23 protein-coding genes are annotated in these 22740 nt (G+C 45.5%); 2 read left to right on the top strand and 21 right to left on the bottom strand.

Annotated elements, in window-relative coordinates:
• Nucleotides 1–155 precede the first annotated feature (155 nt).
• From cobO to fusA, 3 genes are all read right to left on the bottom strand, one after another.
• Entirely contained in the window at nt 156–689 is a 534-nt protein-coding gene (gene cobO, locus KKC1_RS14895) for a cob(I)yrinic acid a,c-diamide adenosyltransferase (protein ID WP_088555217.1), read from the bottom strand.
• Between the two features lie 92 nt (nt 690–781).
• The gene (locus tag KKC1_RS14900; RefSeq protein ID WP_088555218.1) at nt 782–2530 is read right to left on the bottom strand and encodes a diguanylate cyclase; all 1749 of its coding nucleotides are present in this window, start codon (nt 2528–2530) and stop codon (nt 782–784) included.
• A gap of 144 nt (nt 2531–2674) precedes the next feature.
• Nucleotides 2675–4714, bottom strand: a complete 2040-nt coding sequence (gene fusA / locus KKC1_RS14905; RefSeq protein ID WP_088555219.1) for an elongation factor G — start codon at nt 4712–4714, stop codon at nt 2675–2677.
• Between the two features lie 254 nt (nt 4715–4968).
• On the opposite strand from fusA, the gene spoVB reads away from it, so the two are divergent.
• Entirely contained in the window at nt 4969–6534 is a 1566-nt protein-coding gene (spoVB, locus tag KKC1_RS14910; RefSeq protein WP_088555220.1) for a stage V sporulation protein B, read from the top strand.
• 279 nt (nt 6535–6813) lie between these two features.
• On the opposite strand, the gene surE is transcribed toward spoVB, so the two are convergent.
• From surE to KKC1_RS14980, 14 genes are all read right to left on the bottom strand, one after another.
• Complete coding sequence (surE, locus tag KKC1_RS14915) at nt 6814–7584, bottom strand: 5'/3'-nucleotidase SurE (protein WP_088555221.1); 771 nt, start codon at nt 7582–7584, stop codon at nt 6814–6816.
• Between the two features lie 18 nt (nt 7585–7602).
• The gene (lepB, locus tag KKC1_RS14920) at nt 7603–8118 is read right to left on the bottom strand and encodes a signal peptidase I (RefSeq protein WP_202820126.1); all 516 of its coding nucleotides are present in this window, start codon (nt 8116–8118) and stop codon (nt 7603–7605) included.
• A gap of 94 nt (nt 8119–8212) precedes the next feature.
• Nucleotides 8213–8392, bottom strand: coding sequence for a hypothetical protein (locus KKC1_RS14925; protein WP_088555223.1), 180 nt, complete (start codon nt 8390–8392; stop codon nt 8213–8215).
• 82 nt (nt 8393–8474) lie between these two features.
• The gene (locus tag KKC1_RS17690; RefSeq protein ID WP_088555224.1) at nt 8475–8654 is read right to left on the bottom strand and encodes a YpmA family protein; all 180 of its coding nucleotides are present in this window, start codon (nt 8652–8654) and stop codon (nt 8475–8477) included.
• A gap of 15 nt (nt 8655–8669) precedes the next feature.
• Entirely contained in the window at nt 8670–9230 is a 561-nt protein-coding gene (folE, locus tag KKC1_RS14935) for a GTP cyclohydrolase I FolE (protein WP_088555225.1), read from the bottom strand.
• A gap of 32 nt (nt 9231–9262) precedes the next feature.
• Nucleotides 9263–10006, bottom strand: a complete 744-nt coding sequence (locus tag KKC1_RS14940) for a 7-carboxy-7-deazaguanine synthase QueE (protein WP_088555226.1) — start codon at nt 10004–10006, stop codon at nt 9263–9265.
• Nucleotides 10007–10564 (bottom strand): DUF366 family protein, encoded by a 558-nt coding sequence (locus tag KKC1_RS14945; protein WP_088555227.1) that lies wholly within the window; start codon nt 10562–10564, stop codon nt 10007–10009.
• Nucleotides 10561–11211 carry a 7-cyano-7-deazaguanine synthase QueC gene (gene queC, locus KKC1_RS14950; protein ID WP_088555228.1) on the bottom strand — a complete coding sequence of 217 codons (651 nt, stop codon included), beginning with the start codon at nt 11209–11211 and terminating at the stop codon, nt 10561–10563. Before queC ends, KKC1_RS14945 begins: the two co-directional genes overlap by 4 nt.
• 10 nt (nt 11212–11221) lie before the next feature.
• A complete protein-coding gene (gene queD / locus KKC1_RS14955; protein WP_088555229.1) occupies nt 11222–11587 on the bottom strand; it encodes a 6-carboxytetrahydropterin synthase QueD in 366 nt (121 codons plus the stop codon).
• A 186-nt stretch (nt 11588–11773) separates the two neighbouring features.
• A complete protein-coding gene (locus tag KKC1_RS14960; RefSeq protein ID WP_088555230.1) occupies nt 11774–12211 on the bottom strand; it encodes a Fur family transcriptional regulator in 438 nt (145 codons plus the stop codon).
• Between the two features lie 93 nt (nt 12212–12304).
• A complete protein-coding gene (locus KKC1_RS14965) occupies nt 12305–13312 on the bottom strand; it encodes a hypothetical protein (protein ID WP_088555231.1) in 1008 nt (335 codons plus the stop codon).
• Between the two features lie 85 nt (nt 13313–13397).
• A complete protein-coding gene (locus KKC1_RS14970) occupies nt 13398–14351 on the bottom strand; it encodes an acyl-CoA dehydratase activase (protein ID WP_088555232.1) in 954 nt (317 codons plus the stop codon).
• The gene (locus KKC1_RS14975; protein WP_192868283.1) at nt 14348–15436 is read right to left on the bottom strand and encodes a CoA protein activase; all 1089 of its coding nucleotides are present in this window, start codon (nt 15434–15436) and stop codon (nt 14348–14350) included. The genes KKC1_RS14970 and KKC1_RS14975 overlap by 4 nt, the downstream gene beginning before the upstream one ends.
• A complete protein-coding gene (locus KKC1_RS14980; RefSeq protein WP_088555233.1) occupies nt 15433–16416 on the bottom strand; it encodes an acyl-CoA dehydratase activase-related protein in 984 nt (327 codons plus the stop codon). The genes KKC1_RS14975 and KKC1_RS14980 overlap by 4 nt, the downstream gene beginning before the upstream one ends.
• Before the next feature lie 235 nt (nt 16417–16651).
• Here KKC1_RS14980 and KKC1_RS14985 point away from each other — a divergent pair, with 235 nt between their 5' ends.
• Nucleotides 16652–17029, top strand: coding sequence for a TIGR04086 family membrane protein (locus KKC1_RS14985; protein ID WP_192868284.1), 378 nt, complete (start codon nt 16652–16654; stop codon nt 17027–17029).
• Nucleotides 17030–17391: 362 nt separating this feature from the next.
• Here KKC1_RS14985 and KKC1_RS14990 read toward each other — a convergent pair whose 3' ends face one another.
• From KKC1_RS14990 to ystJ, 4 genes are all read right to left on the bottom strand, one after another.
• Nucleotides 17392–17781 (bottom strand): hypothetical protein, encoded by a 390-nt coding sequence (locus KKC1_RS14990; protein WP_202820122.1) that lies wholly within the window; start codon nt 17779–17781, stop codon nt 17392–17394.
• 242 nt (nt 17782–18023) lie between these two features.
• Nucleotides 18024–18398 carry a hypothetical protein gene (locus KKC1_RS14995; protein ID WP_088555235.1) on the bottom strand — a complete coding sequence of 125 codons (375 nt, stop codon included), beginning with the start codon at nt 18396–18398 and terminating at the stop codon, nt 18024–18026.
• A gap of 101 nt (nt 18399–18499) precedes the next feature.
• The gene (locus KKC1_RS15000; protein WP_088555236.1) at nt 18500–21382 is read right to left on the bottom strand and encodes a helicase C-terminal domain-containing protein; all 2883 of its coding nucleotides are present in this window, start codon (nt 21380–21382) and stop codon (nt 18500–18502) included.
• Between the two features lie 115 nt (nt 21383–21497).
• Entirely contained in the window at nt 21498–22727 is a 1230-nt protein-coding gene (gene ystJ, locus KKC1_RS15005) for an NADP-dependent malic enzyme (RefSeq protein ID WP_088555237.1), read from the bottom strand.
• Nucleotides 22728–22740 lie beyond the last annotated feature (13 nt).

Genomic DNA, 22740 nt, shown 5'->3' on the forward strand with positions numbered 1-22740 from the left:
TTTGTACCATTTCCACGCGGTCTTGTAACTGATTCCTTGTTTTCTTGCCCATTCACTGAGTTTCATGTAGATATACCATAAACAACTACATATTTCTATCTTTTATTCAGCAGTTTTTAACCCTTCGCGTTTGCGGTGTGTCAACTGGATAATCGCTAATACTCAATTCCCTTCCGGCCGGGGATACCTTGCCGGTACGGGTGTTTCTTCTCCAACATTTCGGTAACCAAATCAGCCATCTCAATTATTTCCATCGGTGCATTTCTGCCAGTTAAGACCAATTCAACCTGCGGTGGCTTTTGTTTCAACAGCTCCATAACCTCTTCTAAGCTAATAAGCCCAAAGTACAACGCATTGTTAATTTCGTCTAAAATAACTATATCTGCATCGTCGGCTAACATCACCTGGCGGGCGTATTCCAGGGCCTCCCTGGCCAGTTTGTAATCCTCTTCTCTAGGGCTTTCTTTATAAATAAACCCAGGGCGTCCGAAAGATTTCACCTCGACCTCGGGAGCGAGTCGCTTAAACGTATTAATTTCTCCATAAAAATTACCTGTTTTCATAAACTGGATAATATACACCTTGAAACCATGACCGGCCGCTCTAACTGCCAGTCCAAAGGCTGCTGTGCTCTTTCCTTTACCATTGCCCGTATATACCTGGATCAGTCCTTTTTCTAAACGCTTCATAACAACACCTTCAGCTAAATTTTTTCTTACATTTTAAGCATAATATAAAGAGTTAACTTAAGCAACCAATTTTGCTACCATACTGGCTCCGCCTAATTAATAATATAAGTCCGGTTCTTCAAATTAGACTTGGCAGAGTACATGGCCATATCGGCCGCTATTAACATTTCTTCTGCATTCTTGTATTTACCTGGCTGGTATACAGCTACTCCTGCTGATATAGTTACTTTGGGGTCGGATAATTCAGATACTGCCTTCCGTATCTTTTCAGCCACACTAACTGCTCCCTCCTCGGCAGTATCAGGAAGTATTAACACGAACTCATCGCCCCCATAACGGGCAGCTACATCGGAGGCTCTCAAATTATTTTTAATAATATACGCTACCTTTTTAAGCACCTCGTCTCCTACCTTGTGTCCCCGGGTATCATTAACCTGCTTGAAATCATCAATATCAATCATGACTAGAGACAAGGAAGAATCATAACGGTTAGCCCTCGCCCATTCTTCCTCCAGCCTGCGGTTAAAATAAATCCGGGTGAAAAGACCGGTCAGTTCGTCAGTAATAGCAATTCTGGACACTTCCTCATATAATCGTGCGTTTTCAATAGCAATTCCTGCCTGTTCCGCCACCGCTTCTACCAGTTCCAACTCTTGAGGAGTAAACCGGTAATAATCTGCACTGCTTAAGGTAATGGCACCTGCAACTTTTTCTCCGTACTTAATAAGTACTACGGCCATAGACTTTATTCCGAACTTTTCAAGAACACCTCTACTTTCTTCTGATAAAGTTTGTATTTTACTTACATCTTCGATCACTAATGTGTTATTTCCACTTGCAACGGCCATTCCGACTGGACTCTTTTCGAGAGGCAGCACTATCTTTTCTATTTCTTCTTTAGACATAACACTGGATATTTTACCTCTTATAACTCCTGTCTCCTGATCCACCTCAAATAAAGAGCATCTCTCAATCTCGACGGCCTTTAAAATTTCTTCCAGTAGAGTGGCGAATACTTCATCTAAATCAAGTTTTTTGGCAAGAGTTTTCCCGATCCTGTAAAGAAGAGTTAACTTCTCGTTAGCCTCTTTTAATTGACGATACATCATCTGACGTTCGATAGCATGAGCTGCATGATTGGCCATAGTAGAAAGCAGCTGGGCATCTTCGGACGAAAAGGTTCTTGGCTCCACGGCCCGAACGGCCATCACGCCAATAATTTTCTCATTCAGTCGAAGGGGTACACTCATCAGAGCCCGGAAACCTTCCAGCCGGTTTTCTAAAGGATATTTAACCCTGGGGTCTTTGTTTAAATCTTCTGTACAGACTATTTCCCCCAGCGCCGAACGTCCTATGATCCCTTCGCCCGGCTTGAACTTGATCCGGGAAACATATTCCTTGCTTAAGCCGAAAGCAGCCTTGTAGGTAAGTTCTCCGGTGTCTTCGTCGAGCAAAAGAACTTCTCCTGCCGGAGCCTGGAAAATCTGACAAGTGGTTTCTAAAAGATGCTGGAGAAACAATTCCAGTGATTGGGTTAAGTATTCCTCCTGACTGAGATAATGAAGGGCAGTCAACTCTTTAACCTTTTGCTCCAGTTCTTTCTGTAGTTCTTGGTAAGCTTTAGCCTGTTCCTCCCATTGGCGGTTCATGCATCTGGTAAACTTTATCAACAGAAATATACCTAATAGTGCCGCCCCCCCACCGACAAATACTGCTTCTGCTGTTAAGGAGTGAAAAAGGATAAGACGGTCATAAAGGAGGTGCAGGCCCCATAGTACGATAATCACAGAAAAAGCTATACCTATCCTGTTAAGATGCTGTCCCGACTTAACTAATGTCATGCCTAAATCCCACCCAAAAGTTCGGCAACAAGTGAGTTAGCAGTTCGACACCGTTCAACAGAAATTGACAAATATTGTTTGTTTCTCCATCTTGTCCTAAAATTCCTGCCACCTCTTACAAAAAACGGAGCCGTTATAGGCTCCTTAATCTTCCTTGGCCTTTTTGGCTGCTTCGATAATTTTTTCCGCCAGGTGTGCCGGAACTTCTTCATATTGGTAAAACTCCATTTTGAAACTACCTCGACCCTGGGTAATGGATTTTAGATCAATGGCGTAACGGTACATCTCAGCCAGGGGTACCTGTGCTCTGATAACTTGGTACTTGCCCTGGGGCTCCATTCCCAGAATTCTCCCCCGTTTGCCATTTAAGTCACCAATTATATCGCCCATAAACGCTTCAGGAACCGTTACCTCAACATTCATAATAGGCTCCAGCAGCACTGGGTCCGCCTGCTCTAAAGCTTTTCGGAAGGAAAGCGCCGCAGCTATTTTGAAAGCCATTTCTGAAGAATCTACGGGATGGTGGGAACCGTCTACCAAAGTAACCTTTATACCGGTCACCGGATATCCAGCTAGAATTCCTTCCTCCATCGCTTCCCTGACACCTTTTTCTACCGCCGGGATGTACTGTTTCGGAACCGCTCCCCCAAAAATAGTTTCGTGGAATTCAAAATCTTTGTCCGGCAGGGGTTCCAAATCGAGGAAAACGTGCCCATACTGGCCGTGGCCACCCGTTTGTTTTTTGTGTTTTCCTTCCACCCGCGATACCGACTTCCTGATTGTTTCTCGATAAGGAACTTTGGGAGTGGACATCTGGACTTCCACGCCGAACTTCTTCTGGAGTCTTTCTACAATAATGTCCAGGTGAAGTTCACCCATGCCGGTAAGAATCAATTGCTTGGTTTCCAGGTTTTTCTCCAGTCTAAGGGTATTATCTTCCTCCAGTAAACGGTTCAGGCCATTGCTTAATTTGTCTTCGTCACCTTTACTCTTCGGTTGAATGGCCACGGACAAGGTCGGCTCCGGAAAATCGATGCCTTCCAGCAAAACCGGGCTGTTCTTGACGGTCAATGTATCCCCGGTAGTCGTCACTTGCAGTTTGGCAACCGCTCCAATGTCGCCTGGTTTTAATTCTGGAACCGGAATTTGATTCTTCCCTCGCAGTAAGAATATCTGTCCCAACTTTTCTTCTGTTTCCTTGGTAGCGTTATATACCACTGTATCTCCCTTCAGTACTCCTTGGAAAACCCTAAAATAATTCAGCCTTCCTACATAGGGATCGGCCAGGGTCTTGAATACCAATACTCCCAACGGCCCCTCCTCAAGCGGCTTCTCCTCTTCCTGCACTTCTATAGGCGAAGGTAAGTAAGCGGTTATGAAATCTAATAAAGAATGAATACCGATGTTCTTCAGCGCAGAACCACACAATACCGGAATTATTTTGCCCTCCACTATTCCCTGGCGCAACCCGGAACGAATTTCTTCCTGGGTCAACTCTTCTCCTTCCAGATATTTCATTAGAAGTTCATCATCACCTTCCGCCGCCGCTTCAATAACTGCTTCCCGGTATGTTTCCGCTTCATCTTTGAGTTCTTCAGGAACATCTATTTCCTGATATTCGTCTTCTCCATACTGCAGTGCTTTCATGTTCACAAGATCAATAATCCCTTTAAATTCTTCTCCCGCACCCAAAGGCAATTGCAGCGGAACAATGTTACCTGCTAATTTGCTCTGCATAGCCTCCAATACTTTAAAAAAGTTGGCATTTTCTCTATCCATTTTATTTATAAAAGCAATGCGCGGCAGGTTACGCTTTTCTGCCAGTTCCCATACAACTTCTGTCTGTACTTCCACCCCGGAAACGGCACAAACTACCACTACTAGGCTATCCACTACCCGTAAAGTTGCATATACGTCGGCAATAAAATCAGCATAACCTGGAGTATCGATCACATTGATTTTACAGTCTTTCCATTCCACAGGAGCCAACGCAGCATTCGTAGTTACCTTCCGTTTGATTTCTTCCGGTAAAAAATCGGTGGTAGTATTTCCCTCATCTACCTTACCTAATCTGTTTATGGCTCCTGAGTTGAAAAGCATCGCTTCAGTCAGCGAAGTCTTACCCGCCCCCCCGTGTGCCACTAAACCTACGTTTCTCAGTTGTTCTGTTTGATAAACCTTCATACAACTCCTCCTCATGTCTTTAATTAAATTTAGCCTGTTATTTCTTAAACGTCGAATGTTTTCCGCGATAATTTATATATTTCACGTTACTATCTTGAATTCCTTTTTATTTCTATTAATTTTATCACTTTTCTCATTTTCATAAAATATCTTAAATATCAGTTATTCCCACAGTTAGCATGTTTATGTTTAAAATCATTAACCCTTGTTTAATCGCATAAAATTTCATAGAACGGCCAGCGGAGGATGCTAAAATGAAAAAACAGCCCCTTATCTACGGCGCGGCAATATTGGTAGCGGCCAGTTTTTTCAACCGTGTAATCGGGTTTATCTACCGGGTTTTGGTAGTCAGGTTAATTGGTCCAGAAGGCATCGGCATTTACGAAATGGTCTTTCCCGTATACGTTCTACTCCTGGTGATTACCACGGCGGGAATACCCCTGGCCACTTCGAAACTGGTGGCGGAAGAAATGGCTCTCGGAAATGTTCAGGGTGCCTACCGGATTTTCCGGGTGGCTTTGACTTTTCTTACCGCGTTCGGTGTGGTAATTACCTTCATTTGCTACCTCTTCGTTTCCTTCATCGCAGATCGTTTTTTCGCCGATCCCAGGGCATACTGGATATTTTTAGTAATGCTTCCGGGTATTCCTATAATATCCATCTGCTCGGCTTTTAGAGGATTTTTTCAGGGAATTCAACAGATGACTCCTACGGCGATTACTCAAATACTGGAACAATGTACTCGGGTTGCTATAGGTTTGTATCTGGCCTACCGTTTCCTTCCCCGGGGAGTGGAATATGCGGCCATGGGAATGGGTATTGGTACTGTAATGGGAGAGTTAAGTGGGCTACTATTAATGACCTCTATATATGCTGCTGTTCGTCCCCGTCTATTCCCAAGAATAAGGGAAAGCCTCTCAACTTTCCCTCTGTTAACCGTCCTAAACCGGCTTTTTAGCCTGGGTATACCTGTTACTATAAGCCGGGTAATAACAACTGTGGTCATGACTCTTCAAGCCTTTATAATCCCCATACGACTCCAAGCAGCCGGTTTCTCTCTCCGACAGGCTACAGAGATGTACGGAAACTTTTCCGGTATAGCCTTAACCCTCCTCCACTTACCTACTATATTTACTGTTTCTCTAGGCATTTCTCTGGTCCCAGCCATTTCTGAGGCTATAGCTGAAAGAAATCTATCTCTGGCTCAATCCCGCAGCCACGAAGCCCTTCGCCTGACCCTTTTATTGGGCCTGCCTTCAGCTGTAATTTTATATCTCATGCCTGATCAGTTGAGCCGATTAATTTTTGCCGCCCCTCAGGCGGCAGTACCACTTAAAGTTTTAGCCCTGGCTTCACCGTTCCTTTATTTACAGCAGACCACCACCGGTATACTCCAGGGTTCGGGTCAGGTCACTCTGGCTTTAACCAATATTGCTTTTGGGGCCATAATAAACCTGACCGCTGTCTATCTTTTAACGGGTATACCCAGCCTAAACATACGCGGTACAGCAATAGCCGCCAACCTGAATTTTGTTACGGTAGGGCTGCTTAATCTCCTGGCTTTGATCAAAACTTTTGGATTATCGTTGGATTTGAGACAAGTTATTCTCTCCCCTCTTCTGGCTATGGCGGCTATGGTATCTGTAATCCATTCGGTAGCCAACTATCTGTCCTCGTTTCACTTAAATTTATGGGGCCACACTCTCCTTCCCATAGCGGCAGGGAGCGTGACTTACGTCTTTATGCTGGTACTTACCGGAGGTATCACCCGACAAGACTTTAACCGGATTGTACGTATGTTAAATCAAATCTACAGATAAATATTGGGCACCCTTTCTGACCGTATTAACCCAAGAAGCGAGAATGCCTACGGCCATATTTACAACCGACCGAAATTATTGCCGGAAAGGATCGGGAACAGCTTAAAGAAGGAGTTGGGTCGAGGAAAAAGTGAAGGACGTCACTGGGGGGAAAAGTTCAAGCGGGGGACTGCGGACGCGCAGGCGGCAGAATAGGGGGTTCCATGGTACGGGGGATAAACAGGGAGGTACAGAAAGCCTGCAGAGGAGAGTAAAGAAGAAAGCTGAAGGCTTTCTTCTTTATCCTTCCGGTGTAATACCCCAACTTCGCACCTGCTCGAGAATCGCATAATTAGTAAGGTCAAAATGGACAGGAGTAACCGAAATAAAGTTTTCTTTAATGGCCGCTATGTCAGTATCCGAATCGCTCAACACATCGTTTGCTTCCCCTGCCAGCCAGTAATAAGCTCGACCTCGAGGGTCCTTCCGTTTCTCTACCGCGTTTTTGTACCGGCGAACGCCCAACTTGGTAATCTTTACTCCCTTGATTTTGGAGGGGGGAAGGTCTGGGATATTAACGTTTAGTAAAGTATCTGGATTTAACCTACGCTCCGCAAGTCGCAAACACAGCTGGCGGGTAAAACGGGCGGCAAACTCGAAATGGGGTTCTTTGCTCTCAGTAGTCAGAGAAACCGCTACCGATGGTATACCTGCCAAAACGCCTTCAAAGGCCGCGGAAACCGTTCCGGAGTACAGCACATCGGTACCTAAATTGGCTCCCCAATTGATGCCCGAAACCACCATTTCCGGTGTGTCTTCCAAAAGCGCTTCCAAGGCCAATTTTACGCAGTCGGCAGGAGTCCCGGTTACAGCCCATCCCCGACTGGAGGAGTCCGGAAAGTTAATTTCTTCCACTCGTAGGGGTTTGTGAACTGTTATGCCATGTCCTGTCGCACTCCGTTCCCGGTCCGGAGCAACTACCCAAACTTCGGCAATTTCCTCTAGGCTACGACGCAATTGATTAATTCCTTCTGCCCAAATCCCGTCATCATTGGTAAGTAAGATCCGCATAACTACCTCCCAATAGCGCTAGTGTAATAATCCTATGCGTTGCGGGGGCCAATACCGGTAAAAGGCCTTCCCCTTGACATCTTCAATTTTCAACCATGCTCTCCAAACGTGACTGTCAAAACTCTCATTACGGTTGTCCCCCAGAACGAATAGGGAATCCTCCGGCACCTTAACCGGCCCAAAGTTGTATCTAGGAGCTTCGAAAATATAAGGTTCTTTCAGGGGTTCTCCGTTGACATAAACCTTCCCGTCTCTAATTTCAATCACATCGCCGGGCAGACCGATAACTCTCTTGATAAAATCATGTTTGACCCCTAACGATTCCGGAGGCTCAAAAACAATAATATCTCCCCGCTGCGGCTCCGTAAAATTGTAGATAAATTTATTGACCAGCACTCGATCATGTAACTGGATGGTAGGTAACATAGACCCCGACGGAATCACTCTAGCTTCCACTACATATGCCCGAAGAATTAGAGATAAGATAACTGCCGTCAGAACAGTACTGAGACTTTCCCGGAAAAAATTTTTCATCCCTTTCACCCTGAGGCCCACCTCTTTTGGTAATAATATTTTAGGGTGATTCACCATTTAACAAATATTCTTAACCGAAAGATAAAATTCCTTCCTAAAGACCCTGATAAAAACTCCGGTCAATAATAAGTATGGTACCGTCTGAAAAACAGGAATAGATAGTACGACAGCGTGGACATTGCATCACCCACATGTCATCCAGAACAATTATCGTTTCCCATTCCTGTTTCCCTAACTCAAGGTAACATTTTAGACAGTATCTTAATAATTCCATTTTAGGTCCTCCCATAAGTCACACAAACCGGGGTTCATCGGTTTAGTTCATCTTATGAGAGGACACTAAAATCTGCCAAAAACTATATCTTATACACTGTTATAGTCATGGTATTATCTTCCGAGTTTTGATATAGCCCAAACATTAAACGATATTCCTTCAAGGTTTTATTTAAAAAATCTACCACTTTGTATAGCTCGGCATGATAGCCTACTGTTTTAGTAGCGATAGGATGTAACTGCTGTTCTTTGTTTTTCCTCATTTAAACCACCTTCCCTTAATTACCTTTAATTAAAGCGAAGGCTTCCGCCCGGGTGGCTTCGCTGGTCTTGAACAACCCCCGTACCGCGGAGGTCAGAGTTTGCGATCCAGGTTTCTTCACTCCCCGCATAGTCATACACATATGCTCAGCCTCTACAACCACCAGCACTCCGTGAGGCTTCAAAGCACGCATTATAGCATCGGCTATTTGGGAAGTGAGTCGCTCTTGGAGTTGCGGCCGTTTAGCAAACCCTTCCACAACTCTGGCCAGCTTGCTCAGGCCCGTAATTCTCCCTTTACGCGGAATATAAGCCACATGAGCTTTTCCATAGAAAGGGAGTAAATGATGCTCGCACATCGAATACAAAGGTATATCTTTCACCAAAACCATCTCTTCATGCTCTTCGGTAAAATACACTTGCAGGTGAGCTTCCGGGTCTTCCTCGAGACCGCAAAATATTTCTTTGTACATCCGTGCCACCCGCGCCGGAGTGTCCCGGAGTCCTTCCCTCGATGTATCCTCTCCCAACCCTTCTAATATTAACCGGACACCTTTTTCAATTTTTCCCAAATCCAAGGTTCCGCCCCCCAGTCTGGCTAAATTATAGTTTATTTTACTCCCACTAGGCGGTGGGTCTGAGGTATCACCGAAACTTGGGCAAGTTTCTCCAGAGCCATATCCTGAAGATACATTAACCACTTTCCCGGACACCTATCCATCTCTTCCCTCACCGGCGTTACCGGCTGCAATACCAAAGGAATATTATAATCAACCCCTGCCACCAGATTTATCGCCTCTCTTATTTCCTCAACCGGCGAACTGGCACTTACAACTATCTTAACAAAAACTTCTTTTCGTCGGGCTATATTTAAAAATTCTTTATGCTCCGCCCAATACGACTTTCCCGTATGCGTCGGGAGTTTTACATCCATACTCACAATATCCACATATGGTAGCACTTCTGCCAGACGGTCCGGTAATGTACCGTTGGTCTCCAAATAAATTAACTGTTCCTTTTCTTTTAATCTCTTACCCGTTTCCCTTACAAAGTGATGGTAAAGAAGTGGCTCTCCCCCGGTCAAACTGACTGAATGGTGGGGAAACTCTAGCAAATCAACTATATTATCCAGTAGATCTTCTACTGAAAGAGGATTGGGTAACTGCCTGTACTGAGCAGAGCCCGGCTTCACTTCAATATTACAGTACTTAACTTTCCCTGACCGGCTTTCTATCGTATCACAGTATGCACAGGATAAATTACAGCCGGCAAAACGGATAAAAATTTGCCGCCGCCCTACATAAAGCCCTTCACCTTGAATGGAAGAGAATACTTCAGATATGGGACTTCGCAACTAATCTACCCCCCTGACCTTACACCGGGCCATCTTTACCTGCTGGTTCTCCCGCACGTAGCTGTCCATACAGGCATGAGCTAAATCTTCCACATTTTCAATTCCCATCTCTGCCAGACCAACCGTAGGCACCGGTGTATTACGGGAGATAATGTTTAGTCCCACATGAATCAACGAAGAAACAGGAGACAGAGTGGCAATAGACACGGAAAGTTTATTTGGTCCTTGGTATAGATCGTCCCCGTCTCTTCTCAGCTTGACCGCTAACCTTCTTTCCAGTTCTTCTTTAATCAAGACTATAAACATCCTCTGACGCCAGATAGTTTTTTCTAAATCCAGATCAAAATGTTCAATAATAAAATGGAGCATATCTTCGCTGAAAATAGCTGCTTGGGAGCGAACATCTTCTAAATCCACCATATGCTCCAGCAGTACCCGACACGGCCCCCGGAAGGCAACGATACTGTCTCCCTGAAGCCCCCAGTTACGAAACGCCCAGAGAGAAACCAGTTGCGTTCCGTCATAAAGAATTTTTTCTTTGACCCAGAGGTTTTTCATCTATCTTTCTCTCCTAGAGCCCGCATTAGTCTTTGACAGCTCTCGCACCGTCCGCACATTTTCTCACCACCATAATAACAGCTCCAGATATACTCAAAGGGTAGGTTAAGTTTCCGTCCCATTTGGACAATTTCCCGCTTAGACATATCTTGCGTGTAGCTTTTAACCGTAACGCCGTTTAAGGTTGAAAACCGCAGGCACCGATTAGCCGCCTCCACAAACGCTGCGCTATTGTCCGGAAAGCTTTGGGCCTCTTCCCGGTTAAAACCGGCAACCACCAGCGAACAGTCGAGAGCTTCCGCAAAACAGGCACCTATATTAATAAAAAGTCCATTCCGATTGGGTACCCATACCTGAACCGCTGTCTCATCTGCTCTTTCCTCAAGATCTTCAGGAGCAACTTCAGGAACCGGTCGGCTTCTGTCCACCAAAGCACTTCCTCCGAGAGCGGCCAGCCACTTCAACTCAATAACTTGGTGCGAAACTCCGTAATGTCGGCACAAAGCACGGGCCGATTCGATTTCCCTCAAAGCAGCCCGCTGCCCGTAATCAAAAGTTAAGGCTTTTTTAACCTTCATCTCCTCCAGCGCCATGGCCATAGAAACAGCGGAATCAAGACCGCCGGAAAGCAGAACAACTGCTGACATTTTCTCCCTCCTACGGATGATAGATAGCACATGCCGTGGGCGATTCCCAGACTCTTACCTGAACCACTTTAACCTTCTCGGGTATCCGTGCTGCCATGCGGATATAAATCGTTCTAGCCAGGTTTTCTGCCGTAGGATTAGCCTCTTTGAAGTCTGCAAGCTCATTGAGCAGAGTGTGGTCGTAATCTTCCAGTATCTCTTTCAGGCTTCTTTTAAGTTCATTGAAATCTACCAGCATACCTGCTTCGTCCAACGTTTCACCGGCTACCTCCACCTCAACCTGCCAGGTATGACCGTGAATTCTGGCGCATTTACCTTCATAATTTTTCAATTGATGGGCTGCTGCAAATTGTTCTCTAACCGTCAGCCTGAACATGGAAACCTCCTAACGGTATCCGTTTTTTTGTGTCATAAGTCGGTAATATTTTCGCCTTTCTTTCAACTTTTCCCTGCTTCAAAGGGGAAATAATATGGGCTAGTCCAGCAGCTAAAAAGCTACCAAAATGAAAATGGCCCACCTCCTGACAGGGTGAGCCCTGTACCCCGTGACTTCAGCCCAGGTTCAATTTTCCTTACAATCCTGGCAATAACCCAAAAACTTTACCTGATGATCGACAATTTCGAAACCATTCTTTTTTTCTATAACCGTTTCCAACGTCTCCAGCAGGTCATCTTCAAACTCAATGACCCGTCCGCACTTCAAGCAGATTAAATGATGGTGATGATGTACATGCTGTTCGTTAAATTCATACCTGCTTTTTCCATCCCCAAAGTTCATTTTCTGTAAAATATCCAATTCTGCCAGCAGGTCCAAGGTGCGGTAAACGGTAGCCAAACCTATTTCGGGATGTTCCTTTTTAACTATGGTATACACTTCTTCGGCACTGAGATGTTCTTTCGCGTTCTCCAAAAAAGCCTTAACGATTACCTGTCGCTGGGGGGTAATTTTGTAATCATTTTGCTGAAATTTTGCGTAAATTTCTTCCAGTTGATGTTTCATCAGCCCACCTCATACAATTGACAACGATTGTTGATTAAATTATAAGCGAAAACCGGTGCCATGTCAACGCAAGGGGATTTCACGGATTTTACGTCAATACACTATACTGGTGATTACACCCTGCCCGGCCGTCTCGCTAACCGGATAAGTCAAAAGCAACACCTTCGCATCTACAGCAACGGTAGCCAGCAGCGGCTTCCGGCTTGAAGATTCCACGGAACGGCCCCAAAGCATTTTCTTAGCCTTTGTCCTGACCTCCACCGGAACTTCCCCTGCCACCTTAACGACCATTTCGCGAGGGTATCTGGCTCCCGTCTGCGGGTCCCGTTGTAGACCCCGGGTCATCAAGTCCATATTACCTGTACTGAGTTTCATAACCTCGTTTTGGGCCAACATGAAAGGCCTGACCGGCTCGTAACTGAATAATGTCCTTCCCACAATGTCGGCGAATATTATCGTATAGTCTTCAGTGTACACACGTGCCCAAATAGTACGGGACAAAATTTCGGGAAGATAAAAATTAGTATACAGGTAATGGTAATAACCCAATCCCGAGACTTCTTCTTTTTGTCCTTTCACCGAGATATTCCCCGCCACGGAAGCCCTGGGTACCGGAACTACCCACTGCAGAAATTTCTTACCTTTGTCGGCATAAGCTACCCGACCTCTCCCCGGTTTCCACCCCGGCACTTCGGCAGTGAATTGAAGATCAAGGCTAACTTCCGAACTGGTCACCTGCAAACGATATTCCGGAAAAGTTCCTGCAAAGCGGTTTGTTCCCATTTCCAGGCTTACATATTCCTCTGAAGCCCGGAAATCTTCTTTGGTGAAATGCTGTACCAAGGTTTCCCTTGTTCCTTCCGGAGTAACCAGATCTACCTTCAATTGAGGTTCAAGAGGAGAGGGTAGTTTTTTCAAGCCTTTAGTGGCAAACGTAACCCCTAACACATAACCCTTATCCAATACCGCCTCAATGTACCAAGATTCATAAGTTTTCTCTACATTCCCACTATGCCAGGCGTCCTCTCCAGGTAAAAGCGGCTCGTCTCGCAGAGCATTAAAATCAGCATCCTCCCAAAACGAAAAGGTACTCTCGCGCATAAAACCCCCCCTAGTCGCAAGGTATTTTCCCCAGGCCTTCAATGATAACAGTTTTCCCCGCTTACCCTTCCTCTATCCCTCCTCTCTACAACACCTCCCATTTCCCGCACCTGTCCCCCCAGCGCGCTGCCAGTCGTTCTTCGATAAATATATTAATGACCTCGCACTGATTGGGACATCCCTTACACTCAAAGCTGGAAGCCCGAAAAGGTACATCGCTTACATAAAAACCTCGAAACGAAGTGCCGCCTTTGCTGGGCGCTTCCTTTTTCGCTAACAGGGCACTTCCCAATGCCCCCATGACATTGTAGTATTGGGGGACTATAACTTCCGTATTCAGCGCCTTTTCAAAAGCCGCCCGCATTCCTTCGTTAGCGGCCACTCCCCCTTGAAACACAACCTTCGGTAATATTTCCTTACCTTTGCCAATGTTGTTGAGATAATTTCGTACCAGGGCTTCGCAGAGACCCGCAATTATATCTTCCAAATTATGTCCCATTTGTTGTTTGTGTATCATGTCCGATTCAGCAAAAACCGAACATCTCCCGGCTATCCGGACCGGCGTTTTTGATTTCAAAGCGTAACTACCAAATTCCTCAATGGGAATATTCAAGCGTGCCGCCTGCTGATCAAGAAAGGATCCGGTTCCGGCAGCGCAGACCGTGTTCATAGCAAAATCTGTTACTACTCCCTCCCGTAGAATGATTATTTTGGAATCCTGCCCCCCAATTTCAATTACCGTCCTGACGTCGGGCACATATTTCGAAGCCGCCACAGCATGAGCCGTAATCTCATTCTTAATCACATCTGCCCCAACTAGAACTCCTGTTAAATAACGGGCACTACCGGTAGCACCTACCCCTCGAACGTTGATGTTTTCCGGCAATTGCTCCCTCACCATTTTTAATCCCCTTTTTACAGCCGCTATAGGCTGGCCTTGCGTGCGGATGTAAAGCGTGGTGAGAACCTCTTCCTTTTCATCAATAACAGCTATGTTGGTACTGACAGAACCTACATCTATGCCCAAATATACGTTCAAGACAAGCTCACCTCCATAACGGCCCGCCTCTGATGCAGCAGATCTACAAAAGCTTCCAACCGGGTTTGAATGCCTGCTTTCCCCGTCTGTTCATCCAAAAATAACGTTAAAATGGGAATTCCAAAATCCCGGGTAATTTGGGGTAGGATGCTTTTGGCTACTATTTCCGGAACACAAGTAAAGGGGGCCAAATGAACAATTCCATCGTAGCCGTTTTTAGCGTAGAGGACGGCTTCTCCTATGCTGTTCAAGCCGTGCCCTCCGATAAGTTGATCCAAATACGGCCTGGCCGCCTTCTTTATATCCTTCTCCCCATCAAACAAAGTATTATCCCTTGTCCAATCGGTAAGATAAATAGAACGGTGAGTTTGTACTCCCATTTCCCCTAGAGTTTTTTCAATATCCATGTTAATGAATGGCTCCAACACCACATAAATTTCACCAATAATGCCGACCCTGAGAGGCTTGCGGGAAGAATCCTGGGGGATACTCTTGAGCAGACGAAAAGACTCCTCTTTCGCCTCCAAAATTTCTTCCCTGGTATCGGCTTCATCAATAATTTTGAGGCACTTCTCGAATACCCGGGAGGTTTCACCTCGATTTATTTCGTAAGGTCGTATCTGATGAGATAATATTTCCACTTCATCCAAAGTGACCAGTTTTGTCCAAGAGGTCTTAAATATTTTAATAAACTGTCGCCAGGAAACTCCGGCCGGTCTCAAAACTCTGCGTATCTTGTTAATGAAATCAATGGGGCCTTTTAGCGGAGGTTCAAAAACCAGCATCTTGAACTTATAGCCCAGGCTTTCCAGAATTTTTTGATGAAGCATTCCGTATAACCCAGCCCGACAGGGACCTACTCCCCCGGAAGTAATAATCATTTCGGCTCCCCGCTCCAAAACCTGTAGGTAGGTACCCAACAACAGTTTAAAAGGAATACAGGCAAACTCTGGAGCATGTTGAACCCCAAGACTCAAGGTCTCCTTACTGGGCTTTGGCGGTACAATTGCTTCATGCCCTAAGCTGTTTATTAAGTGTTTGAAAGCTATGTGGGAAGTCCCCATGTAAGGAAAACTTATTTTCAATGCCTCTCCCTCCGGTATTTGATCATGTCCACAAAGGCTTCCAGCCTGGTCTGAACTCCTGCATCTCCCGTATGTTCGTCGATGGTCAGGGTCATAAAAGGCACACCCCGTTTCCTCGCCTCCAGCTCCATCAGTTTGCCTACCATGGCATCAGGACCACATCCAAAGGCGGTAACATGGATTAAACCGTCGATATTTCCTCGCTTCAGATAGTAATAGGTGGCCCAGATCACCCGGTTGCTGTAGTACCAAAACAAATTTTTGGGAAGCACTTTGCGAAATTGATACAGGTCGCGTCGCGGTACCATCTCCACCGTCCAGACCCGGCAACCCATCTGATCCAATTTTTTTAATAAACCAACACTTACATACGGATCGTAAACTTCATAAGGATATCCCAGAACGGCCAGTTCAATACCACCGGTTGCCGGTACTTTCTCAGGAATCCTTCCCTGCTTTTGAAAACAGAGTACCATGCCCTCACTGGGCCGGAATCCTTTCCAAAGTAATTTTTCGTAGCGTTTATGAATGTTAATGGCTGACACGTAGGCCCTGCATATACTTCCAAAAGTACATCCTAATCTTCGCCCAATTTTTTGACATACACGAAAAAGCTCCATTCTGCCCTTTTTCAGATCAATTCGGTCATCGATAAGCTTAGGTAAATGGTCAATAGAATACCTAACCATGTTGGGAAGCCCTAAGAACTTGGGACAAAAAGTAGAAAAGCGGGTAACGCTGACCATGCGGGGAAGGAACAGATAATCAACCTTATCTTTCAAGGCTAATACATGCCCATGGAACAATTTGATAGGGACACACGCATCGCTAACTGTTTCTCTTACTCCCTGGTCTAATATAGCCTTGGTAGTAGGAGGAGAAACAATAAATGAACATCCCAGTTGCTCGAAAAACGCTTTCCAGAAGGGAAAATAGGTATAATAACTGAGAGTTGCCGGATAGCCAATTCTGAGATTCATGCCTTCTCTCTCAATCCTCCTCTAGCATAAATACTATTGGGTAAAACACCAGATATGCCGTAGAAGGTTATTTTTGCCAACTAAATTTATTAATAATTATTCGATAACCTTCGACAAATCCCTGTTAATTAGAGAAAGAAAAACCCGGCCCCTTAGAGCCGGAAACGTTATTTTCCGTTATTATTTAGAGGGGTTCCGCATAAGATTTATTAAAAACTCAAGGAGGTGTGTTGAGGTGGTAGCCGATGGGAAGATTGAAATATTTTTCCCTGTAGGTAAAGGATTGGTAGTATCCTTGTTTACCTCCACTATTCTCTCTGTCACCGCCGGAGCAGTATTTTATTTCACTTCTCTTCAGGAAAACTACCTGCCTTCCATTTCTACCGTCATTCTGGTAACCAGCACTTTATTAGGCGGATCTGTGGCTGCCAAATCTGCCGGATCGCGGGGACTTCTGCAGGGAATGTCCGTTGGAACTGCCTTTTTTATCTTGCTACTTCTCTTAACCGTGCTAGCCGGTAATCAAATGTCAGCAATCGTGGTATTGAAAAAGCTTTTTTATTGCGTTCTCGCAGGAGGAGTTGGAGGCATAGCTGGAATATCCTTCCGCTGATCTAGGTATTATATTTTCCCGTTACCGCGTTGACAATATTAGGTTATAAATGAGAATAAGGATGCCCCCCGCCAAAATAAAAACACAGCCTAAAACGATGCGGAAGGATACTTTGGACTGCCCGGCCAACATTTATCCCTCCCGGAAAATAGTTCTCCCCAAACCGTAAGAAAAAAGAGAGAGTAAAATTTACTCTCCCTCCCTGCTTATCCCTGACGCAATGCCTTCTTTAAAAAATTTCTCAAGAATTTTGGCAAGGGAATAAAGTAAACTCTCACAGCTTTCACCCCTTATCAGGTTATTTCTCTATATCATATTAGACTTGGGGTAAAAACGTGAATAGAAAGGCGCCTAACGATTCCTTATTCTTCTTTATAATCCCAGGGTACAAAGTATATATCGTTTCCCCTCTTATGAGCCCGGGCCAGTTCACAATGCCGTAAAACGGCAATTTCTTTACGTATTTCGTTTTCCGTAAGACTAAATTTTTGCTTCAGTTGCTCTAGCGTTGCTCCCTTTTGAGAGCTAATAAATTCGTAAATAGCCTTTTGTCTGTCCGTAAGTCCTTCTGTACCCCGCATCCCCATACTTTTCCTGGTGTTGGTGGCAATCCGAACGGCCCAAACGTCACAGGGCTTAGGTATGTTCTGCCGCTCAAGGGCACAATCGTCGCACATTTCCTGCCCATTCACCTGGTACATATCATCTTGGTCTACTTCCCGGCCACATTGAGGACATACCACCAGCGACATTCATTCCACCTCCCTCTATTTTACCGAATCGGCGGTGCCTAGTCCGCCGGCCTTAAACCGGTGGTTGATACCAATAAATCTGCTCCTGTTATAGCTTCCTATTGTATTCTTAACGAACCTGTTCTTACGTATATAATAATTATAAATATGCGAATATACTTTTTATAAAGGTAAAAAATTAAGGATAGAAATATATCTATCCTTAGTTTTCAGTATATTAAATTTAGGCACTTCAGTTCAATCTAAACATCAGCCTCCTGAAAAACGAGCCCAATACGTGGGGAGCATCCGGAAGGAAACCGTCCGGGGTGAAATAAAGCTGTTAGGTTTTCCAACCTGCCGTCCGCCAATTGGTGAGAATTCTGCATAACTATAAGTACCGGGTTGCAATTATTCCTAACCACTTCTTCCAACCCTTCCAAAAAACTGCCAAAGCTTTCTTTGCTTTCAGGTAGAGGGATATTTAGCACACGGTCAATTTCAGGAAATTTGGCCAAACCTTTTATAATTTCCAAAGCAGTAAGGCGATAGAAATCTCTGTCCGGTAAATTAGCCAATGCACTACAATCAATGGGAATATACCGAAAATAATCCCTAAAATGCCCATAAATAGCCAATTTAATCCCACCCCGCCAAATGTAAACAAACTTTTTCCTGTCCTAATAGTTTTTTCGACTTCGACTGGTGAATTCCTCCTAAACTATAAAATTTTCGACAGCTAGTTTTTCTCCTTCTTTTTTATCCAGGAACCAACGGTATGGCCTACCGAGGCCCGGTCGCAGAGATAATAATCCCTTAAGGGTAGGGATTCTAATAACTTTTTACCGTACCCCTTACTTAAAATTCTTTGATCCAAGATAACCACCGCTCCGTGATCGTTCTTCCGCCGGATCAGCCGTCCAAATCCCTGCTGCAACCTGATAATGGCTTGGGGAAGGCTGTAATTATAAAAGCTGTTGATCCTTTGCCGCTCCAGTGCTTCTAATCGGGCGGCTACGGTGGGAAGTGTGGGAGACATAAAAGGCAGCTTAACGATAACTACACAACGGAGCAGGCTACCGGGTAAATCTACTCCCTCCCAGAAACTACTGGAGCCCAATATTACCGTTTGGGGATCGGCAGTCATTTTTTCAATCAGTCTCCACCTGCTGCCGTCAATATTATGGCCCAGTACACCCACCCCTCTTTCTTCCAACTTTTCTTTAATCATGAAATAGCATTTCCGTAGCATTTGATGAGAGGTAAACAGGGCCAATCCCCTTCCCTTCGTGGCCGTGAATATATCTATCAGCAGCTGGGATATAGCTACCATGTAAGAATCTTCTAAAACTGCTGCCGGCGGTGGCAGATCTTTAACAACACACAGAAGAACCTGCCGGGAGTAATCAAAGGGAGAATCCAGTTTAAGAGTTTCCACCCGTTCCCTTTCTCTCCCAGCCAACAGGTCCAGGCCTACCCTGCTCATAAAATAGTCAAAGGACCCGCCAACGCAAAGGGTGGCGGCAGTGAAAATTACCGTATCCTTGGTCCGGTAAATCTTCTCCGCAAGCAGAGGGCCTACGTTTACCGGAGCACTTCTCAAAGTAGTCTCTTCCTCTCCATGCACCGGAGCCTCGATCCAACACACATATTCTCTGTCTTCATCTGCTAGGCAAAGGTTTATTTTATCCTCAATCTCCCGGCACAGCTGACTTCCCAAAGTAAGACATGGCGCAAATTTCCTAGCCGACACACGGTCAGAAATATTGTCTGTTTTCTCCAGGTAGGCAGTCAGTTCCCGCAAAAGCTTATCCATTTTCCGGAGGTTCAGGGTAACGGTTTCGCAGCTTTCCCTAACCAGAGACCATAAGGGTACTGCTCTTATCTTCTGCGTGATACGCAATTGATAATTCCAAAATGCCGACCCCTTATCGGGACTATACTTCAGACAGAGTTCTTTTAAGTGGGCAAAAAGCTGGTTAAGCGCTTTCGCCAAATTCTCTCCCTGCTTGGTGGCTTCTTCCAAGCAGGCCGTTATTGGTCCAGTATCTCTTCCGTTTTCGAGCTCCTTTTGCGAAGGGTTGTCTTTCAGCTTAACCCGTTTTAAAGCATAAAGATTTTTAGCAACTTCGGATAGACGACTTAATATTTCAGACAACCTCAAGGTCACACCGAGCTGCTCCGTAGCCGCGTCCTCTAAATGGTGGGCTTCATCTATTATTAGATACCGATAATCCGGCAGGAAACGAGTGTCTGCTTCTATATCGCTTAACATAACCGAATGATTTACCACCAGCAAATCAGCTTTCTCTGCTTTTCTACGGGCTCTGGTGACAAAACACCAATGTTTATACCAATGACATTCAGGCCCGAGACAAGACGCACTGTCTGCACCCACTTGCTGCCAAAGCTTGTTCTGTTCCAGTCCTATCTCTCCGCGGTCACCACTGGACGTCCTGGACAGCCAGACGGCAAGAGACAGGAAAAACACCTTTTCTTCCCAAGGTAACTTCCCCATCTCTTCTCCCAGTGCTTCCCATTTATGCAGGCACAGGTAATTATTGCGCCCTTTAACTAGGGCTGCTTCAACAGGCAGGGAAAGAACATCTTTGAGTACCGGAATGTCCTTCTCCAATAGTTGTTCCTGCAAGTTTATGGTATGAGTGGCCACCACGACCCTCTCTCCCGTGTTTACCGCCCATACCGCCGCCGGTATAAGGTAAGCGAGTGACTTCCCCGTACCAGTTCCTGCTTCCACTACCAGGTGCTTTTTTTGGTTAAAGGCCCTGCTAATAGCCAGCAGCATCTCTTCCTGTTGTTGCCGGTACTCATAGGCGGGAAACTTTTCAGCCATGAGGCCGCCGGGGCGTAACAATTCCGCTAATTCCTCGTCCGGCAGGAAATATCTCTCATTTGTCTGCCTCGTGCTTTCAAACGGAAATTCATCCGTCGCTTTTTCGGAGCTAAAAAATAAGTATTTCTTTTCTGAACCCCGGACGGGCATTGGGGGAAATTGACCGGCTGCTTTTCTATACGCCTGCCGGAAAACTTCGCGAAGCTCTGCTTCCTCATTGGCCAGTGTCTGGTTTATGAGATCCAGCACCGGGAGTGGGAGTTCTTCCGCCTCCTGCAATAACTTCAAAAAAATATCGGCGGTTACCCTGGCGTCTTTCAAAGCCCGGTGTAGTCCTTCAACCGAGATCCGGTAATATTTAACCAGGTCAACCAGACGGTGGCTGGTTAAGGTCGGGAGCAATATACGAGACAATTCAAGCGTATCTAACACTTTATTTGTAACACCGGTTACAGAATATTTACCCAGAAAGCCTAGATCGAACGCAGCATTATGAGCAACCAGCACTGTATCACCGACAAACTGCCAGAAGTGAGATAAAACTTCCCTTACCTCAGGAGCCTCCTCTACCATCTGATCAGTAATCCCGGTTAGACGCTGGATGAAAAAAGGAATAGGGCCAGACGGTCTAACTAAGGTAGTAAACTCATCGGAAACTACTCCGTCAACTATTTTCACTACTGCTATCTCAATGATTTCATGGACGGCAGGATTGTTGCCCGTAGTCTCCAAATCTACTACGGCATAAGTGCGCATTCCGCTTCCCATCCCCTCCCGATTCTGTCTTAATTGTATACTGAGAGATCCAATCAGACAAGGTTATTACCATTATTTAGTCTTAAAAAAATAAGACCTGCTCCCTGCAGGCCTTGGATATGATATATTATTTAACCGCAGCCAATTTCCGTGTCCGCTCTGCAATTTTTTCCGGTTCAACCTGAATTTGAGCCACACCGCTCTTCATGGCTGCTTCGGCTACCGCCGCCGCAACCGCCGGTGCCACCCGCGGATCGAATGCTTTAGGAATAACATACTCCCTGTCCAGTTCTTCATCACTGATTAAACCGGCAATTGCATAGGCAGCAGCTACCTTCATCTCTTCGTTAATATCGGTAGCCCGTACGTCCAGGGCACCCCGGAATATACCGGGGAAGGCCAGTACATTGTTAACCTGATTGGGGAAATCGGAACGGCCCGTACATACCACTGCTGCCCCCGCCTCTTTAGCCAGGTCGGGCATAATTTCCGGAACGGGATTGGCCATAGCCATCACAATGGCGTTTTTAGCCATCGAACGGACCATATCCTGAGTTAGCAGATTGGGGCCCGACACACCGATAAATACGTCCGCTCCTTTCAGCGCGTCAGCTAGGGTTCCAGACAACTTTCCACGGTTGGTAACTCGGGCAATTTCCTCCTTGGCCGGGTTCATGCCTTCTTTCCGACCTTCGTAAATAATCCCGCTCCGGTCACACATAATCACATCTTTTACTCCCATACTGAGAAGTAGCTTGATTATAGCTATCCCAGCCGCACCGGCCCCGTTGGTAACCACCTTGATTTGATCAAGCTTTTTGTTAACAATTTTCAGCGCGTTTACTAAACCGGCCATCGCTACTACGGCAGTACCATGCTGGTCATCATGAAAAACAGGTATATTGATCTCTTCTTTTAACCTTCGCTCTATCTCAAAGCAGGCGGGAGCAGCTATATCCTCTAGGTTAACTCCTCCAAAACTTGGTTCCAGCAGTTTTACCGTTTCTACAATCTTATCCACATCTTTGGTACGGAGACAAATGGGAAAAGCATCGACCCCCGCAAAAGCCTTAAAAAGAACCGCCTTCCCTTCCATAACCGGGAGGGCTGCTTCCGGTCCAATATCTCCAAGCCCTAATACCGCTGTTCCATCGGTTACAACCGCCACCATATTGCCCTTAGTCGTATAATCGTAGACTTTCACCGTATCGGCATGAATTTCCTTACAAGGTTCCGCCACTCCAGGCGTATAGGCAAGACTCAGATCTTTGGTACTATTAACAGACACCTTGCTAATTACTTCAATCTTACCTACTTTTTCTTTATGTAACCTCAGAGCCTCTTCTTTCAAAGACATTCTGTTTCACCTC

This window comes from Calderihabitans maritimus, from assembly GCF_002207765.1.
GTDB lineage: Bacteria > Bacillota > KKC1 > Calderihabitantales > Calderihabitantaceae > Calderihabitans > Calderihabitans maritimus.